The following is a 14615-nucleotide window of genomic DNA, read 5'->3' on the forward strand; positions in this document are numbered from 1 at the left end:
GTACGTAATCTGGCCCGCCGAATTGTCACCGACCGGCCGGGGTGCGCGTGTCCGCGGCCGGGCATGACAACATTGAACGGTGACTTCCAGCCCAGACCGACGTTCCAGCGGCATGCCCACCGTGACCATGATCGGCGGTGGTCAGTTGGCCCGAATGACCCATCAGTCGGCCATCGCCCTCGGTCAGTGCCTGCGGGTTCTGGCGGGCAGCGCCGACGAGCCGGCCGCGCAGGTGAGCGCGAACGTGGTGCTCGGCTCGCACGATGATCTCGACGCCCTCCGCGCCGCCGCCGAAGGGGCGGTCGCGCTCACCTTCGATCACGAGGGAGTTCCGCTCGCTCACCTCGAAGCGCTCGAGGCCGAGGGCGTCGCGGTGCGCCCGCCGTCGAAGGCGCTGCACTTCGCACAGGACAAGCTGGCCATGCGGACCAAACTGTCGGAACTGGGCCTCCCGGTTCCCGACTTCGTCGACCTGTCGGGCGAGGTCGGCGCGGCGCGCTCCGCGCTGATCGCCTTCGGCGAGTCCCACGACTGGCAGGTGGTTCTGAAGGCGGTCCGAGGCGGTTACGACGGTCGCGGAGTGTGGCTCACCGACAACCGCGACGAAGCGTTGCGCGTCTTCGACGACACCTCCTCGGGCGACACCGTGCTCATGGCGGAGCAGAAGGTGGCGATGGTGCGCGAGCTGTCGGCGATGGTGGCACGGTCGCCGTACGGACAGGGCGCCGCGTGGCCGGTCGTCGAAACCGTCCAGCGCAACGGCCAGTGCGCCGTCGTTCTGGCTCCGGCTCCGGGCCTGGACGCCGATGTCGCTCAGCAGGCGCAGCAGATGTCGCTCACGCTGGCCGAGGAACTGGGCGCGGTGGGCGCCATGGCGATGGAGCTGTTCGAGACGACGGACGGCGAACTGGTGGTCAACGAGCTCGCGATGCGCCCGCACAACAGCGGTCACTGGACCATGGACGGCGCCGTCACCTCGCAGTTCGAACAGCATCTGCGCGCGGTTCTCGACTACCCGCTCGGCGATACCGCGGCGCGCGCCGACGTAGTCGTGATGGCCAACATCCTGGGGGCGCCGGAGGCTCCGCAGATGTCGATGGACGAGCGCCTGCATCATCTGTTCGCCCGGATGCCCGAGGCCAAGGTCCATCTGTACGGGAAGGGCGAGCGGCCCGATCGCAAGATCGGACACGTCAATGTCGTAGGACGTCCGGGTGAGGGCGTCGACGACGTCCGCGAACGGGCCGAGCGCGCCGCCCAGTGGATGAGCGCGGCCGTGTGGACCGACGGCTGGGATCCGCACGCGGGCTAGTCGGACGCGGTGACACCATCGTGACGCTGCGGTCTCGGTGCGTGAACGAGGGTGTGAAACCGCCACGGGGTTGAATTGACACCATCGTGGTGTCATGATTGATGTCATGGACCTCGATCAGTACGTCGACGACCTTCAGCGCCGGTTCGGAGCCGCGGCGGAACGTGACCTCTCCGACGCCGCTGACAACGGGGTCGACGACGTCCGCGCCGCCGCGGAGCGTCTCGCGAACAGTATGGACGCCACCATCCGACTCGCCCTGCTCGATGTCCTGTCTGCGGCGGCCGGCGAGATCACTCGTGACCTGGTTCCCGGTTCGGTCGACCTCCGCCTGCGAGGGCGCGAGGTGGACTTCGTCGTCGCAACGCCGCGCACCACCGACGATGCCGACTCGGAGTCCGCGATCGGCGTCGACTTCGACGACACCACCAGCTCACGCACCACACTGCGACTCCCGGACGTCCTCAAGGCGCAGGTGGACGAAGCCGCGGCCGCCGAGGGCGTCTCGGTCAACACCTGGCTGGTGCGCGCCGTCGCCTCAGCCCTGAATCCGCGCCGGCGACGATCCGTGCAGCGCGCGTTGCGCACCGGCGGCGACTTCGCCGGCTGGGCGCGCTGATCACTCTCCACACCTTCGCGAACGATCCCCATCACCCCGTCTCGACCACGGGGTCGGTCGACTGCACCCTCCGGAAGGCTCTCCCATGCCCACCTACCGCACCCCAGAACCCGTCGATCTCGCCGTGAACCTGCCGCTCGGCCACATCGACGTCATCGCGAGCGACCGCACCGACGCCGTCGTGACCGTATCGCCCAGTAACCCGGACAAACCCGCCGATCAGCGCGGTGCGGCAGCGACCACCGTCGAGTTCGACGGCCGCCGAATCACCGTCCTCGGACCGCGTCCCAGGTTCCGCTTCCTCGGCCCCTCCGAGTCGGTGGACATCACGGTCGAACTCCCGGAGGGCTCGCGATTCACCGCCGAATGCTCCACGGGGGGTGTCCGCGCCACCGGCAGGCTGGCCGCGACCCGGGTGAAGGCGTCCGTCGGTGCCGTCGACCTCGACGCCACCGGCGACCTGTGGCTGCACGCCGCGTACGGCAACGCCACCGTCGGCACGGTAGACGGGTCGGCCGAGGTCGTCGCGGGGCACGGGCAGATCCGGATCGGCACCGTCGCCGGCGACGCCGCACTGAAGTCGTCGTACGGCAGCGTCCACCTCGGCACGGCGCACGCCGCCGTCGAAGCCAATCTCTCGTACGGCGACCTGCACATCGACGGTTCGGCGTCGTCGGTCACCGCGCGCACCGCGTACGGAAGCGTCACCGTCGGTGAGGCGCGCGGCGGCGCTCTCGACCTGGAGAGCAGCTTCGGGACGATCGTCGTCGGCGTCGCCGACGGGGTTCCCGCCTGGCTCGACCTCTCGTCCACTCAAGGACAGCTGCGCAACCGTCTCGACGGTTCCACCGTCCCGTCGACCGGTGAGCATGTGTCCATTCGCGCGCGAACGTCATACGGCGACATCGAGATTCGGCGCGCCCACTCGGTTTCAGACAGCGCTCGCTCAGTCGAAGACGAAGGAACACGGTCATGACCACGACCATCGCTCCGCCCGCGATCAGGATCCGCGGAATCGAGAAGTCCTATGACGGCCGTTCTGTGCTGCGCGGGGTCGACCTCGACGTCGAGGCGGGCAGCGTCGTCGCACTCCTGGGTGCTAACGGTGCAGGCAAGACGACGCTCGTCCGCATCCTCTCGACGTTGACGCGGCCCGACGCAGGCACCGCCGTCGTCGGCGGCCACGACCTCGCGACCGAGCCCCTCGAGGTTCGCCGGTCGATCAGCCTGACGGGTCAGTTCGCCGCCGTCGACGAGGTACTGACCGGCCGCGAGAACCTGATGCTCATCGCCCGCCTGCGCCACGTGCACGGCCCCGGCGCCGTCGCGGACGGCCTGCTCGAGCGCTTCCGGCTCACCGACGCCGGCGGACGCGCCGTCGCCACGTACTCGGGCGGCATGAGGCGTCGTCTCGACATCGCCATGAGCCTGATCGGTGATCCGTCCGTCATCTTCCTGGACGAACCGACCACCGGACTGGACCCCGAAGCCCGCATCGACGTGTGGGACACCGTCCGCGAACTCGCCGGCCGCGGCACCGCGATCCTCCTGACCACCCAGTATCTCGAGGAGGCCGAACAACACGCCGACCGCACCGCCGTGCTGCACGACGGCCGGATCATCGCGAACGGCACACTCGCCGAACTGAAGCGACTGCTTCCGCCGACCAAGGTCGAATACGTCGAGAAGCAGCCCACCCTCGAGGAGATCTTCCTCGCGCTCACCAGACACCGCACCGAGAACGAAGGCCGGTCATGACCACACACGTCCTCAGCGACACCGGCGCCCTCCTGGGTCGCTCGCTCAAGCACGTCACGCGCAGTGTCGACACCATCGTCACCACCGCGCTCACCCCGATCGCCATGATGCTCCTGTTCGTCTACGTCTTCGGCGGAGCCATCAAGGCGAGCACCGGAACTGCGAGTTACGTCGACTACCTGCTTCCCGGAATCCTGCTGATGGCCATCGCCTCGGGCGTCGCGTACACGGCACTGCGCCTGTTCGACGACCTTCAGAGCGGGCTGTTCGAGCGCTTCGGATCGATGCCGATCGCTCGCGTCGCCGTCCTCTGGGCCCACGTCCTCACCTCGATGGCGGCGAACGCGGTCACGGTGGTCATCATCATCGCGGTCGGACTGGCGATGGGTTTCCGATCGTCCGCGGGACCGCTCGCCTGGCTCGCAGTCGCCGGCATCCTCGCCCTCTTCACGCTGTCGTTGACGTGGATCGCGGTCGTCGCGGGACTGGCCGCCAAGACCGTCGACGGTGCGACCGGGTTCTCGTACCCGCTCATCTTCCTGCCCTTCGTCAGCTCCGCGTTCGTCCCGACCGACACCATGCCCACCCCGGTGCGGGTCTTCGCCGAGCACCAGCCGGTGACCTCCATCGTCGACACCGTCTCCGCGCTGCTCGGCGAGCAGCCCGTCGCCACCGCCGACCTCGTGGCCGCGCTCGCGTGGTGCATCGGGATCGGCGCCATCGCCTACGCGGCGGCGATTCGCCTCTACCGCCGCAAGATCCGGTGATCGCGAAGACGCCGGCCGCCCGCCTTCGAGCCGCTTTCACACCGTGTCGGGGACGACAGCCGGCGTCACCGCGCACGGTTGCCTCGCCTACGCTGTTGAGAATCAGCCCCCGAGAACCTTGGAGACGTCGATGACCGCACCCGCCACCGTGCCCGCACCCCGAGTCGGCCTCATCATGGGCAGTGACTCCGACTGGCCGACGATGCAGGCCGCGGCGGAGGCGCTCGCCGAGTTCGGCATACCGTTCGAGGTCGGCGTGGTCTCGGCGCACCGCACCCCCCAGCGGATGCTCGACTACGCGAAGAACGCCGCGGGACGCGGTATCTCGGTGATCATCGCCGGTGCCGGTGGCGCCGCTCATCTGCCGGGCATGGTCGCGGCGGCCACACCGCTACCGGTGATCGGGGTGCCCGTTCCCCTGAAGTACCTCGACGGGATGGACTCACTGCTGTCGATCGTGCAGATGCCGGCCGGCGTGCCGGTCGCGACGGTGTCGATCGGCGGCGCCCGGAACGCGGGTCTGCTGGCCGCACGCATCCTCGGAGCCTCCGATCCGGCCGTTCAGAGTGCGATGGCGAAGTTCCAAGCCGGACTGGAGGAGATGGTCCTCGAGAAGGACGAGAAGCTGCGCAGGACCCTGCTCGACGGCTGACCGACCGCTACGGGCTCAATGCGGCCACCACGTCGGCCGCCGGGACCGCCTGAGCAGCCCGGAAGCCGGTCCCGGCCCAGAGATTGATGACGTCCGGGTCGGTGGAACCGGCCCGGCGTATACCGCCGGTGAGAGTGTTGACCTGGGGATACACCGGCGGTGCCGCATCACTGTAGGCGGCGATGAACTCGTTCACCAGGCCACGCGCCAAGCGGCCCGAGTACGCCCGGGTGGTGACGGTCTCGGTGAAGCGCGGGTCGGCGAGGGCGTCCCGGTGCGCCTGTTTGGTGCCGGCCTCGGGGCAGCGGAGCAGAAGCGTCCCCACCTGCACGGCGGCGGCGCCCGCCTCGAGCAGTGCGATCACGTCGTCGCGGGAGGCGACGCCGCCCGCAGCGATCACCGGCAGGCCCGCCGCGTCAGCAACACCGGTGAGGAGGGGCAGCGTGTCGATGCCCGGGTCGGCGTCGAGGATGCCGAACGTGCCGCGGTGTCCGCCCGCCGACACGCCCTGGGCGCAGAGCGCGTCCACTCCGGACTCTCGCGCGATCAGCGCCTCGTCGACACAGGTGACGGTCCCGACCACGAAGACCTCCGCGGCGTGCAGTCGTGCCACCGTGGCGGCGTCGGGACAGCCGAAGGTGAACGAGGCGACGGGCACGCGCTCGTCGATCAGCACCTGGACCTTGGCGTCGAAGTGGTCGTCGGTGAACGGAACGTGCTCGGGCAGCGGTGCGCCCAGCCGCTCGGCGAGCGGGGCGAGCCGGTCGCGGTACTCGGCGAAGGCCGCTTCGTCGAACGGGATCTCCTCGGGCACGAACAGATTGACGCCGAACGGCGCATCGGTCAGCGCGGCGATCGCGCGGATGTCCTCACGGAGTCGTTCGGGCGTGAGATAGGCGCCACCGTAGAAGCCGAGACCACCCGCGCCGGAGACGGCTGCGGTGAGTTCCGGCGTCGACGTGCCTCCGGCCATCGGAGCGCCCGCGATCGGAACGCCGAGCAGACCGAGATCGAACATCATTCACTCTCCTTTCGGAACCCGGACGATCTCCAGGCTCACCTCGCTGCGCAGGACGAATCCCATCGCCTCGTACAGGCTGCGCGCCGGATTCTCCGCCGTCGTGTGCAGAAAGGGCAGGTCGCCGTCGTCGACGATGACCTGAGCCACCGCGGCGACGAGTCTGCGTGCCAGTCCGCGTCCGCGTGCCTCCGGATGGGTGCACACCGCGCTGATCTCCACCCAGCCGGGAAGCCGCAGCCGCTGACCCGCCATGGCGAGCAGCCGGCCGTCGCCGTCCCGGTAGCCGAGGTAGACGCCCATCTCGACGGTGCGCGGGAGAAAGGGCCCGGGCTTGGTCAGTGTCACCAGCTCGGTCATCTCGGCCACGTCCGGCGGGCCGAGCCGGACGAGTTCCGGGTCGGGTCGCCGTTCGGTGTCCTCACCGGAGTACTGCACCAGATCGAAGGTCTCGACGTGCCGCCAACCCGGGGGCGCCGGGGTCCGGCAGTCGCGCAGGCCGACGGTGTTCCCGGGTCCGGCCAGCGCTGCCATGTCGACCCAGTCGGCGTCGGTCATCTCGCGCGGATGACCGAAGAACACCGAGACCTCCGGCTCGAACGCACTGATGCGGCCGCGCCGCCGGGCGAACCGCTCCTGCCGCCCGGTCAGAGCGCAGGTGAACGGATCGTCGAGCGGCGTCAGATCGACGGTGCCCGTCATTCGACTTCCAGCTTCCGGCGGAAGAACGCGATGACCGCCTCGAGCGTGTCGTGCGTCGGCTGTCCGGGTTGGTCGATCAGGTGCTCGGTGAGCACCGAGTGCGGCGGAATCAACGCGTCCGGGGCAGCGGCGTCGTCGGGCAGGTCGACGCCGATGAAGGCGTCGCCGAGCTGTTCTCGCAGAAAATCGAAGCGGCTGCCCGGGACCAGCCGGTCGCCCTCGAACCGGGCACCCATCACCTGCAGTCCCCGCGCGCAGCGGACCTTAACGGTCTCCAGATCGCCGGGCGAGATGTCGATGGTCCTGCGCCGTGCGGGCGTGAGGCCCACCGGCAGCGAGGGCTGCGACAGCACGGGCGCCAGCATGGTGTCGTCGACCGCCATCGCGAGTGCGAAGCCGCCGGTGACGCACATGCCGACGGCGCCCACGCCGGGGCCGCCGCACTCGGCGTGGGCCCGTCGCGCGAGGGCACGCAGCCAGGACACCACCGGCGACGACCGTCCCGTGGCGAAGACGGTGAACTCGCGGCTGACGCATACCCGGCCGAGCGCTCGGGCCATCAGCGCACCGGTCCGGGCCGGTCCGGTCACACCGCCGGGGAACGGATCGGCACCGTCGACGCCGAACAGCGAGGGGACGTACACCGTGCAGCCCGCGTCGCTGACCCGGCGGGCGAAGGCGGCGACCTTCGGTGTGATGCCGGGGATCTCGGGGATCACGATCACCGCCGGGCCCGATCCGCGGCGGTAGTACCGGTGGGTGACGCCGTCGTCGGTGAACTCTGCGCGGTCGAAGCCGTCGAGTGCGTCGGTCATGCTTCGACGAGGCGGCCGTAGAGCACCGATTCGGACAGCTTGGCCGGAATCCGAGCGGACTTCACGACGTCGGGGGAGTCGGACGGGATCACCCGCACGCCGGCCACCTTCAGCTCCCTACCGCTGCGGACGAGCGTGAACTCGCCGGCGGCGAGCACGTTCTTGACCCAGTCGGAGTCGGCGCCGTAGTTCAGCGCGATGCTGATGCGGCCGGCGTCGACGAAGGCCAGGACCGGCGTGCGGTAGCGGCGGTTCGACTTGCGCCCGACGTGTTCGACGATCGCCCACGGCGCGATCCGTCCCGCCCACACTCCTTGGATCGGATTGGTCACGTACTTGTTGACGAGCGCCACGGCATGCGGAACCTTCATGTGCTCCAGCTTGCCGTATCGACGGGCGGTCGGCGAGGCCGAGGCATGAGGCGAGGGGATCTGCGCGATAATGTCGGCATGGCGACGACCGACCAGGTGCACACCGATCCCGCGGAGTTCGCCGCGCACGTGGTGGCGGAATCGATCCGCCTGTTCTCCGAACGCGGCTACGAAGCCACACCGGTCGACGAGGTCGCCGCCGCCGCCGGCGTGTCGCGCCGGACCCTGTTCCGGCAGTTCCGGTCCAAAGAGGACCTCATCTTCGCCGACCATGAGTCCCTGCTCGAACAGGTCACCGACTTGCTGCGAGGCGAGGAAGAGGCGGGCACCGATCCCTGGTGGGCGGTGTGTGCCGCGGCCGAGCTCGTCTTCGCGCACTTCGCGACGCTCCGCGATCTCGCGGTCCGGCGCTATCAGGTGGTGGCGCGGGTGCCTGCCTTGCGCGACCGGGAGCTGGTCACCACCTACCGCTATCAGCGCAAGTTCGAGGAGTTCCTCCGCCGCGCTCTGCCGGATGTGCCGCGGGTGCGGATCGTGGCCTTCGCCGCCGCCGTGACCGGCGCCCACAACTATCTGTTGCGGTCGATGGTCCGCGGCGACGAGAACGCCACCGCCGAGACCCTGCGGCGGGAGTTGCTCGCGATCTACGGCGTGGTCGGTGAGTACGCCGATCCGTCGTCGGCCTCCGCTCCCGAGGTCGCGGTGGTCAGCTTTCCGGCCGGGACCACGCCCGATGAGGTCGCGGAGGCGGTGCGGAGGCGATTGACGCGGCACCCAGTGCCGTGATGCACTTATCGAGAAGACGATCACGGCACTGAGTGACAGGGCTCGTAGCGCCGGTTTAAGGAGAAACGATGGGCAAGTTCGGGAACCCCGATTTCGACCTCTTCCAGCTCCCGGAGGAGCACCAGGCGCTGCGCGAGGCCATCCGCGCGCTCGCCGAGAAGGAGATCGCACCGCACGCCAAGGACGTCGACGAGAAGGCTCGCTTCCCGGAGGAGGCGCGCGCCGCACTCGTGGCCAGCGGCTTCAACGCGGTGCACGTTCCCGAGCAGTTCGACGGGCAGGGTGCGGACTCGGTCGCGGCCTGCATCGTGATCGAAGAGGTTGCGCGCGTGGACGTCTCGGCGTCGCTGATCCCCGCGGTCAACAAGCTCGGCACCATGGGCCTGATCCTGTCGGGCTCGGACGAGCTCAAGGCCAAGGTGCTGCCGTCGATCGCCTCGGGTGAGGCCATGGCGTCGTACGCACTGTCGGAGCGCGAGGCCGGATCGGACGCCGCCTCGATGAAGACGCGCGCCCGCAAGGACGGCGACAGCTGGGTGCTCAACGGCTCCAAGTGCTGGATCACCAACGGCGGCAAGTCCACCTGGTACACCGTCATGGCGGTCACCGACCCGGAGAAGGGCGCCAACGGCATCTCCGCGTTCATGGTCCACAAGGACGACCCCGGCTTCACGGTGGGCCCGCTGGAGCACAAGCTCGGAATCAAGGGCAGCCCCACCGCGGAGCTGTACTTCGAGAACTGCACCATCCCCTCCGACCGGATCATCGGCGACGAGGGCACCGGCTTCAAGACCGCTCTGGCCACCCTGGATCACACCCGTCCCACCATCGGCGCGCAGGCCGTCGGCGTGGCGCAGGGCGCCCTCGACGCGGCCATCGCGTACGTCAAGGACCGCAAGCAGTTCGGCAAGACCATCAGCCAGTTCCAGGGCGTCGAGTTCATGCTCGCCGACATGGCGATGAAGGTGGAGGCCGCGCGCCTGATGGTCTACACCGCCGCCGCTCGTGCCGAGCGCGGCGAGGGCAACCTCGGCTTCATCAGCTCGGCGTCCAAGTGCCTGGCGTCGGATGTCGCGATGGAGGTCACGACCGACGCCGTTCAGCTCTTCGGCGGTGCGGGATACACCACCGACTTCCCGGTCGAGCGCATGATGCGCGATGCCAAGATCACCCAGATCTACGAGGGCACCAACCAGATCCAGCGCGTCGTCATGAGCCGCGCGCTGCTGCGCGGCTGAACCCGGCCGGACCGTCGAATGCGCGGGCCGGCCGCCGTCCCGACCGAGAGGTCAGCGGGTGGCGGTCGGCCCGCGCATTCGTCTCGGTCAGGTCCGGACGACGGTCGCCTTCTCGGTCTCGGCGATCGCCCGCAGACGGGAGTCCTCGACGCCCCCCGCGACGACGACGAGAGACGCCCCGGACAACAGCGGAGCGGCGAGGTTCGCGACGACGTCGGTCACAGTGCGCCATCCGCGGGTGCTGAGCAGTCGGTCGGCCGGATCGAGCCCGCCGTCGGCGGCCGAGAGCACCTGCGCCACCGTCACCTCGTCGACGGCGTCCCGCCCGGAACCCGCCGGGACGAACTGGTCACCGTGCGCGCGCACCGACTCGCCGAAGTCCTCGACGCCGACCGGGAGGTCGCGCACACCCATGGCGAACGGATCCAGGGGAACCGCGATCACCTCGTCGGTGTCGTGCTCGTCGACTCGCTCCCGCGAGGTGAAGGTCGCGCGGTCGTCGGCCGCGTCGTCGCTCAGATCGACGGCGACGCCCGCCCACCACGCACCGAGCAGAACGGCCGCGGTCTGCCAGTGTTCCGGCAGATCCACCCGCACGCGGTCGCCGGGCGCCAGGCCCAGCCCGTCCCGCAGGTAGTTCGCGATCTTGGCGGCCCAGTTGCCCAGCGTCGCACCGGAGAGCTCGGTGCGCTCGCCGGTCGACTCGTTGTAGTAGGTCAGCATCGGCCGCGCATGGTCGGGCACGGCCGCGAAGATCGCGCCCGTGACGGTGTCGTGGCTCATCGAGTGTCCTCGCTTATCGTGTCCGGCTCCGGCGACCGCCGGAGCTAGTTGACGCAGACCGGTCCGTCGCCGTCGGCCTTGATGACCGGGGACGGGCGCTTGGACGACGGCGCCGCCGACGACCCCGAGTCCGAACCGCTGTCGCCGCCGGTGTCGGAGACCGCACCGAGACCGTAGTTGTAGGTGTTCGTCAGCACCAGCCGGAGCTTGTCCTCGGGGAGCGACGAGTCCTCGCGGATCTCGATGGGGCCCGCCTTGAGGTCCTTCACCAGTTGCTTGGCGCCCTCGTTGTCCTTCGAATCGGCGAAGATCAGCGAATCGAATTCGTTCATCGGTTTGCTCGACGTGGCGCCCTGCTGGTAGCCGAGGCCGCTCAGCAGCCGCATCAGGTTGGACGCCAGACCGTCCACGGTGCCCGCGTTCACCACGTCGACGGTGTAGTCCGAGCGGGGATTCTCCGATCCGGCCTTCGATGTGCGGCCGAGCTGCCGGTCGACGAAGGCGTGGACCGCCTGCGGGTCGACCTTCAGCACGCTCTGCGTCCCGTCATCGCTCCAGGCCTGATCGTCTTCGATCGGGATCGTCGTGAACTTCACGTTGCCGCCGGTGAGGTCCTTCAGATTCTCTGCGAACGAGAGGACGTCCCAGCCGTCGTCGATCATCACCGAGCGCGACACGGCATCCTGCAACTCCTGGAGCTTGCCCGCGTTGGTCAGTGTCTGCGTCGAGAGGATCTTCTGCGCCAGCGAAGCCATGTACACCTGCTGTCGCGTGATCCGGTCCAAGTCGCCGCGAGGAAGATCGTGGCGCTGCCGGACGAAGCTGAGCGCCTTCGGACCGTTCAGCGTCTGCCGGCCGGCGCGGAACTTGGCGCCCGAGAAGGGCTCGTCGACCGCATTCTTGAGACACACGTCCACTCCGCCGACGGCATCGGTGAGCAGCGCGAATCCCAGCAGTCCCACCTCCGCGTAGTGGTCGACGGTGATGCCGGTCAGATTCGCGACGGAATCGATCAGGGCCTTGCGCCCGGCCTTGGTCCCGTCCTTCTCCGCCTGCTCCTCGCTGGTGCCCTGCTCCACCTCGCGCTCGCGGACGCCCTCCTTGGTGGCGCCGTAGGCGGCGTTGATCTTGCTCATGCCGATCCCGGGGACGTCGACGTACGCATCGCGGGGGATCGAGATGGCGGTGGCCTTGGACCCGTCGGTCGGGATGCGCACCAGGACGATGGTGTCGGTGCTGGTGCTGACGTCGCCGCCCACCCGCAGCCATTTGAGCTCCTGCTCCGAGAGCGGGTTGCCCTTCGCATCCACTCGGGAGTCGGTGCCGACGAGGAGGATGTCGATGGCGCCGTCGTCACCGCCGCCGAGGCCGAGGTCTCCCAGCAGCGTGACGGCCCCGTTGAGGCTGCGCACTTTCGCCCAGCCCAGCCCCGTGACGACCAGTGTCATCACGGTGACGAGGGCGATCAGTGCCCGGCCGATGTTCTTCGGTGCGATCCCGGCGATCGGGCGGGTCGTCCAGAGTTTGAGGGCGGCGCGGAAGCTGCCCGGCGGTGGACCGGAGGGCCGCGTGCGTGTCCGGGCGCCGTGGCGCGCGCCCCGGTCCGTCTTGCTGCGGGGGTCGGTGCTGCGGGGGCGTCGGCGGGGCCGCGTGTGGATCTCCTCGGAGGTCCGGCGGGACCGGGTGCCCGCACCCGTGCGCGTCGGCACGGACCGCCGCGTCGAGGGCTCCCCGGCACGGCCGCCGGAAACGGCGTCGGCGTCGGTGTCCTCGGGCTCTGCCGAGCCGTCGCGTCGTGACTCCACCTGTCGCGATGTCCCTTCCGGTCGTCTCGGCTGCTGGTCTTCCGCAAGAATACTGATCGGGAGAGCCGTTGCCGGGGAGGCGCAGCCGGTGCCGGGCCCGGTGATCTGCAGCACTGCCCGCGACCGTGAGCTCCCGGCGGAGGTCCGGATGCACCAGGATGGTCACTCATGGGTTCGAATCGGGTGTACATCGTCGGCGCCTCCGGCCAGGTGGGATCGGCGCTCGCGTCGACGCGCGGCGGCCGGGAAGCGGTCATGCTGACCTCGTCCGATGTCGATGTGCGCGACGAGCGATCGGTTCGCGACGCGTTCGGTGGCCTTGCGCGCGGCGATGTGGTGATCAACACCGCGGCGTACACCGCCGTGGACGCCGCCGAGACCGACCGCGAGGCGGCGCACGCGGTGAACGCACTCGGTCCGGCCCATCTGGCGGCCGTCACCGGCGCGTCGGGGGCGCGACTCATCCATCTGTCCACCGACTACGTCTTCGCCCGCGACGACGCGGGCTCCGGCGACGCACCGCGACCCTTCGAACCCGGTGACGTCTCCGGTGAGCCGCCGACGGTGTACGGCGCCACCAAGCTCGCCGGCGAACGCGCCGCGCGCGAGGCCGATCCGCGGACGATCGTCGTGCGCACCGCGTGGGTGTTCACCGGCGGGTCCGCGGACAGCGACTTCGTCGCGACGATGGCCCGACTGGAGGCCGAGCGCGATACTCTGCGGGTGGTAGACGATCAGGTGGGATCGCCCACCTACGCGCGCGATCTCGCGGCCGGCCTGTGGGAACTCGCCGAACGGTGCGACGGGCCGAATCTGCGCGACGGCGCGACTCTGCACGCCACCAACGCCGGAACGGCCAGTTGGTGCGATCTGGCCCGCGCCGTGTTCGTCGAGCTCGGTGCCGACCCGGCCCGGGTCCAGGCGTGCACCACCGCGGAGTTCCCGCGCCCCGCGCCGCGGCCCGCGTACTCGGTGCTCTCCGGCGCGAGTTGGGCTGCCGCGGGTCTCACACCGCTGCGGAACTGGACGCTCGCCCTGCACGATGCGATCGCGGTCCGCACCCGGACGCTCGGTTAGTCTGAGCGCGTGACTGCCAGCTTCGCCGTCGTGACCGTGACCTATTCCTCGGGCGACTACCTCCACAACTTCCTTCGCACGCTGACGCGCGCATCGCGTGAGACGCCCGAAGTGATCATCGCCGACAACGGGTCCACCGACGGCGCACCGGAACAGGCGGCGGCCGACCACGACAACGTCACCCTGGTGCACACCGGCGGAAACATCGGCTACGGCGGCGCCGTGAACCGGGGAGTCGCGCAGATAGACGAGGACATCGAGTTCGTGGTGGTGGCCAACCCCGACGTCGAATGGTCGGAGGGCGCGATCGACGGACTGCTCGAGGCGGCGCGCCGCTGGCCGCGGGCCGCGAGTCTGGGGCCGCTGATCACCGAGCCCGACGGCACCGTGTACCCGTCCGCGCGCCGCGTCCCCGATCTGATCTCGGGCACCGGCCACGCGGTGCTCGGCACGGTCTGGAAGTCGAACCCCTGGACGGCTGCGTACCGCAACGACGACGCCGACCTCACCGAACGGCCGGTCGGCTGGCTCTCGGGCTCGTGTCTGCTCCTGCGGCGCGCGGCCTTCGACGCCATCGGCGGCTTCGACTCGCGCTACTTCATGTTCATGGAGGACGTCGACCTCGGCGACCGGCTGGGCCGGTCGGGGTGGCTCAACGTCTTCGTGCCGTCGGTGTCGGTGATGCACGCGAAGAGCCATTCGGTCAGCAGACATCCGGAGAAGATGATTCCGGCTCATCATGCGAGCGCCTATCGTTTCACCGCCGACCGGAATCCCGGCCCGTTGCGCGCGCCGATCCGCCTGGCGTTGCGGGCCGGGCTGGCGGTGCGATCGAAGATCGCTGTCGCCGCGGCCCTGCGTGAACAGCGCCGTACGGGAGGGCCCGCGTGAACAGCCGCGACACGAGTGTGG

The 14615-nt window shown here is 69.7% G+C and carries 16 protein-coding genes; 10 read left to right on the top strand and 6 right to left on the bottom strand.

Annotation, left to right across the window (positions count from 1 at the left end; all coding sequences use genetic code 11):
- The first annotated feature begins 79 nt into the window (after positions 1–79).
- The 6 genes from ACK8HH_RS06105 (at position 80) to purE (ending at position 5108) form a co-directional block, all read left to right on the top strand.
- Positions 80–1312 (top strand): 5-(carboxyamino)imidazole ribonucleotide synthase, encoded by a 1233-nt coding sequence (locus ACK8HH_RS06105; protein WP_006896471.1) that lies wholly within the window; start codon positions 80–82, stop codon positions 1310–1312.
- A gap of 94 nt (positions 1313–1406) precedes the next feature.
- A complete protein-coding gene (locus ACK8HH_RS06110; RefSeq protein WP_231650230.1) occupies positions 1407–1931 on the top strand; it encodes a toxin-antitoxin system HicB family antitoxin in 525 nt (174 codons plus the stop codon).
- 85 nt (positions 1932–2016) lie between these two features.
- Positions 2017–2907: a DUF4097 family beta strand repeat-containing protein gene (locus tag ACK8HH_RS06115; protein ID WP_006896469.1), complete on the top strand. Its 891-nt coding sequence runs from the start codon at positions 2017–2019 to the stop codon at positions 2905–2907.
- Positions 2904–3689, top strand: a complete 786-nt coding sequence (locus tag ACK8HH_RS06120) for an ABC transporter ATP-binding protein (RefSeq protein ID WP_006896468.1) — start codon at positions 2904–2906, stop codon at positions 3687–3689. Before ACK8HH_RS06115 ends, ACK8HH_RS06120 begins: the two co-directional genes overlap by 4 nt.
- On the top strand, positions 3686–4456 hold the full coding sequence (locus tag ACK8HH_RS06125) for an ABC transporter permease (protein WP_412475627.1): 771 nt from the start codon (positions 3686–3688) through the stop codon (positions 4454–4456). The genes ACK8HH_RS06120 and ACK8HH_RS06125 overlap by 4 nt, the downstream gene beginning before the upstream one ends.
- Positions 4457–4586: 130 nt before the next feature.
- Positions 4587–5108 carry a 5-(carboxyamino)imidazole ribonucleotide mutase gene (gene purE / locus ACK8HH_RS06130; protein ID WP_062367546.1) on the top strand — a complete coding sequence of 174 codons (522 nt, stop codon included), beginning with the start codon at positions 4587–4589 and terminating at the stop codon, positions 5106–5108.
- Positions 5109–5115: 7 nt separating this feature from the next.
- Here purE and ACK8HH_RS06135 read toward each other — a convergent pair whose 3' ends face one another.
- Genes ACK8HH_RS06135 through ACK8HH_RS06150 form a run of 4 tightly spaced genes read right to left on the bottom strand, consistent with a single transcriptional unit; the run spans position 5116 to position 8014 of the window.
- Positions 5116–6126: an NAD(P)H-dependent flavin oxidoreductase gene (locus ACK8HH_RS06135; RefSeq protein WP_045538619.1), complete on the bottom strand. Its 1011-nt coding sequence runs from the start codon at positions 6124–6126 to the stop codon at positions 5116–5118.
- 3 nt (positions 6127–6129) lie between these two features.
- Positions 6130–6828 carry a GNAT family N-acetyltransferase gene (locus tag ACK8HH_RS06140; protein ID WP_006896464.1) on the bottom strand — a complete coding sequence of 233 codons (699 nt, stop codon included), beginning with the start codon at positions 6826–6828 and terminating at the stop codon, positions 6130–6132.
- Positions 6825–7643 (bottom strand): dienelactone hydrolase family protein, encoded by an 819-nt coding sequence (locus tag ACK8HH_RS06145; RefSeq protein ID WP_006896463.1) that lies wholly within the window; start codon positions 7641–7643, stop codon positions 6825–6827. The genes ACK8HH_RS06140 and ACK8HH_RS06145 overlap by 4 nt, the downstream gene beginning before the upstream one ends.
- Positions 7640–8014 (bottom strand): nitroreductase family deazaflavin-dependent oxidoreductase, encoded by a 375-nt coding sequence (locus ACK8HH_RS06150; RefSeq protein WP_006896462.1) that lies wholly within the window; start codon positions 8012–8014, stop codon positions 7640–7642. Before ACK8HH_RS06150 ends, ACK8HH_RS06145 begins: the two co-directional genes overlap by 4 nt.
- 78 nt (positions 8015–8092) lie before the next feature.
- Here ACK8HH_RS06150 and ACK8HH_RS06155 point away from each other — a divergent pair, with 78 nt between their 5' ends.
- Positions 8093–8800, top strand: a complete 708-nt coding sequence (locus ACK8HH_RS06155) for a TetR/AcrR family transcriptional regulator (protein WP_006896461.1) — start codon at positions 8093–8095, stop codon at positions 8798–8800.
- A gap of 68 nt (positions 8801–8868) precedes the next feature.
- The gene (locus ACK8HH_RS06160) at positions 8869–10038 is read left to right on the top strand and encodes an acyl-CoA dehydrogenase (protein ID WP_006896460.1); all 1170 of its coding nucleotides are present in this window, start codon (positions 8869–8871) and stop codon (positions 10036–10038) included.
- A gap of 87 nt (positions 10039–10125) precedes the next feature.
- Here the strand turns inward: ACK8HH_RS06160 and ACK8HH_RS06165 are convergent, their stop codons facing one another.
- On the bottom strand, positions 10126–10821 hold the full coding sequence (locus ACK8HH_RS06165; protein WP_006896459.1) for a TIGR03089 family protein: 696 nt from the start codon (positions 10819–10821) through the stop codon (positions 10126–10128).
- 44 nt (positions 10822–10865) lie between these two features.
- Positions 10866–12626, bottom strand: a complete 1761-nt coding sequence (locus tag ACK8HH_RS06170; protein WP_006896458.1) for an LCP family protein — start codon at positions 12624–12626, stop codon at positions 10866–10868.
- 168 nt (positions 12627–12794) lie between these two features.
- On the opposite strand from ACK8HH_RS06170, the gene rfbD reads away from it, so the two are divergent.
- Both rfbD and ACK8HH_RS06180 read left to right on the top strand, forming a co-directional pair.
- Positions 12795–13703 (top strand): dTDP-4-dehydrorhamnose reductase, encoded by a 909-nt coding sequence (rfbD, locus tag ACK8HH_RS06175; RefSeq protein ID WP_062367548.1) that lies wholly within the window; start codon positions 12795–12797, stop codon positions 13701–13703.
- Between the two features lie 9 nt (positions 13704–13712).
- Positions 13713–14594: a glycosyltransferase family 2 protein gene (locus ACK8HH_RS06180; protein WP_006896456.1), complete on the top strand. Its 882-nt coding sequence runs from the start codon at positions 13713–13715 to the stop codon at positions 14592–14594.
- Positions 14595–14615 lie beyond the last annotated feature (21 nt).

Origin of the sequence: Gordonia sp. LUNF6, from assembly GCF_047041125.1 — a bacterium.
In the GTDB taxonomy this organism is placed as follows: domain Bacteria; phylum Actinomycetota; class Actinomycetes; order Mycobacteriales; family Mycobacteriaceae; genus Gordonia; species Gordonia sihwensis.

What these genes read in the sequence shown, in the direction of transcription:
- purE (WP_062367546.1), top strand. Translation starts at nt 4,587, where the DNA reads ATGACCGCACCCGCCACCGTGCCCGCACCCCGAGTCGGCCTCATCATG.
- ACK8HH_RS06160 (WP_006896460.1), top strand. Translation starts at nt 8,869, where the DNA reads ATGGGCAAGTTCGGGAACCCCGATTTCGACCTCTTCCAGCTCCCGGAG.
- ACK8HH_RS06110 (WP_231650230.1), top strand. Translation starts at nt 1,407, where the DNA reads ATGATTGATGTCATGGACCTCGATCAGTACGTCGACGACCTTCAGCGC.
- ACK8HH_RS06120 (WP_006896468.1), top strand. Translation starts at nt 2,904, where the DNA reads ATGACCACGACCATCGCTCCGCCCGCGATCAGGATCCGCGGAATCGAG.
- ACK8HH_RS06150 (WP_006896462.1), bottom strand. Translation starts at nt 8,014, where the DNA reads ATGAAGGTTCCGCATGCCGTGGCGCTCGTCAACAAGTACGTGACCAAT.
- ACK8HH_RS06140 (WP_006896464.1), bottom strand. Translation starts at nt 6,828, where the DNA reads ATGACGGGCACCGTCGATCTGACGCCGCTCGACGATCCGTTCACCTGC.
- ACK8HH_RS06145 (WP_006896463.1), bottom strand. Translation starts at nt 7,643, where the DNA reads ATGACCGACGCACTCGACGGCTTCGACCGCGCAGAGTTCACCGACGAC.
- ACK8HH_RS06165 (WP_006896459.1), bottom strand. Translation starts at nt 10,821, where the DNA reads ATGAGCCACGACACCGTCACGGGCGCGATCTTCGCGGCCGTGCCCGAC.
- ACK8HH_RS06125 (WP_412475627.1), top strand. Translation starts at nt 3,686, where the DNA reads ATGACCACACACGTCCTCAGCGACACCGGCGCCCTCCTGGGTCGCTCG.
- ACK8HH_RS06155 (WP_006896461.1), top strand. Translation starts at nt 8,093, where the DNA reads ATGGCGACGACCGACCAGGTGCACACCGATCCCGCGGAGTTCGCCGCG.
- rfbD (WP_062367548.1), top strand. Translation starts at nt 12,795, where the DNA reads ATGGGTTCGAATCGGGTGTACATCGTCGGCGCCTCCGGCCAGGTGGGA.
- ACK8HH_RS06135 (WP_045538619.1), bottom strand. Translation starts at nt 6,126, where the DNA reads ATGTTCGATCTCGGTCTGCTCGGCGTTCCGATCGCGGGCGCTCCGATG.
- ACK8HH_RS06115 (WP_006896469.1), top strand. Translation starts at nt 2,017, where the DNA reads ATGCCCACCTACCGCACCCCAGAACCCGTCGATCTCGCCGTGAACCTG.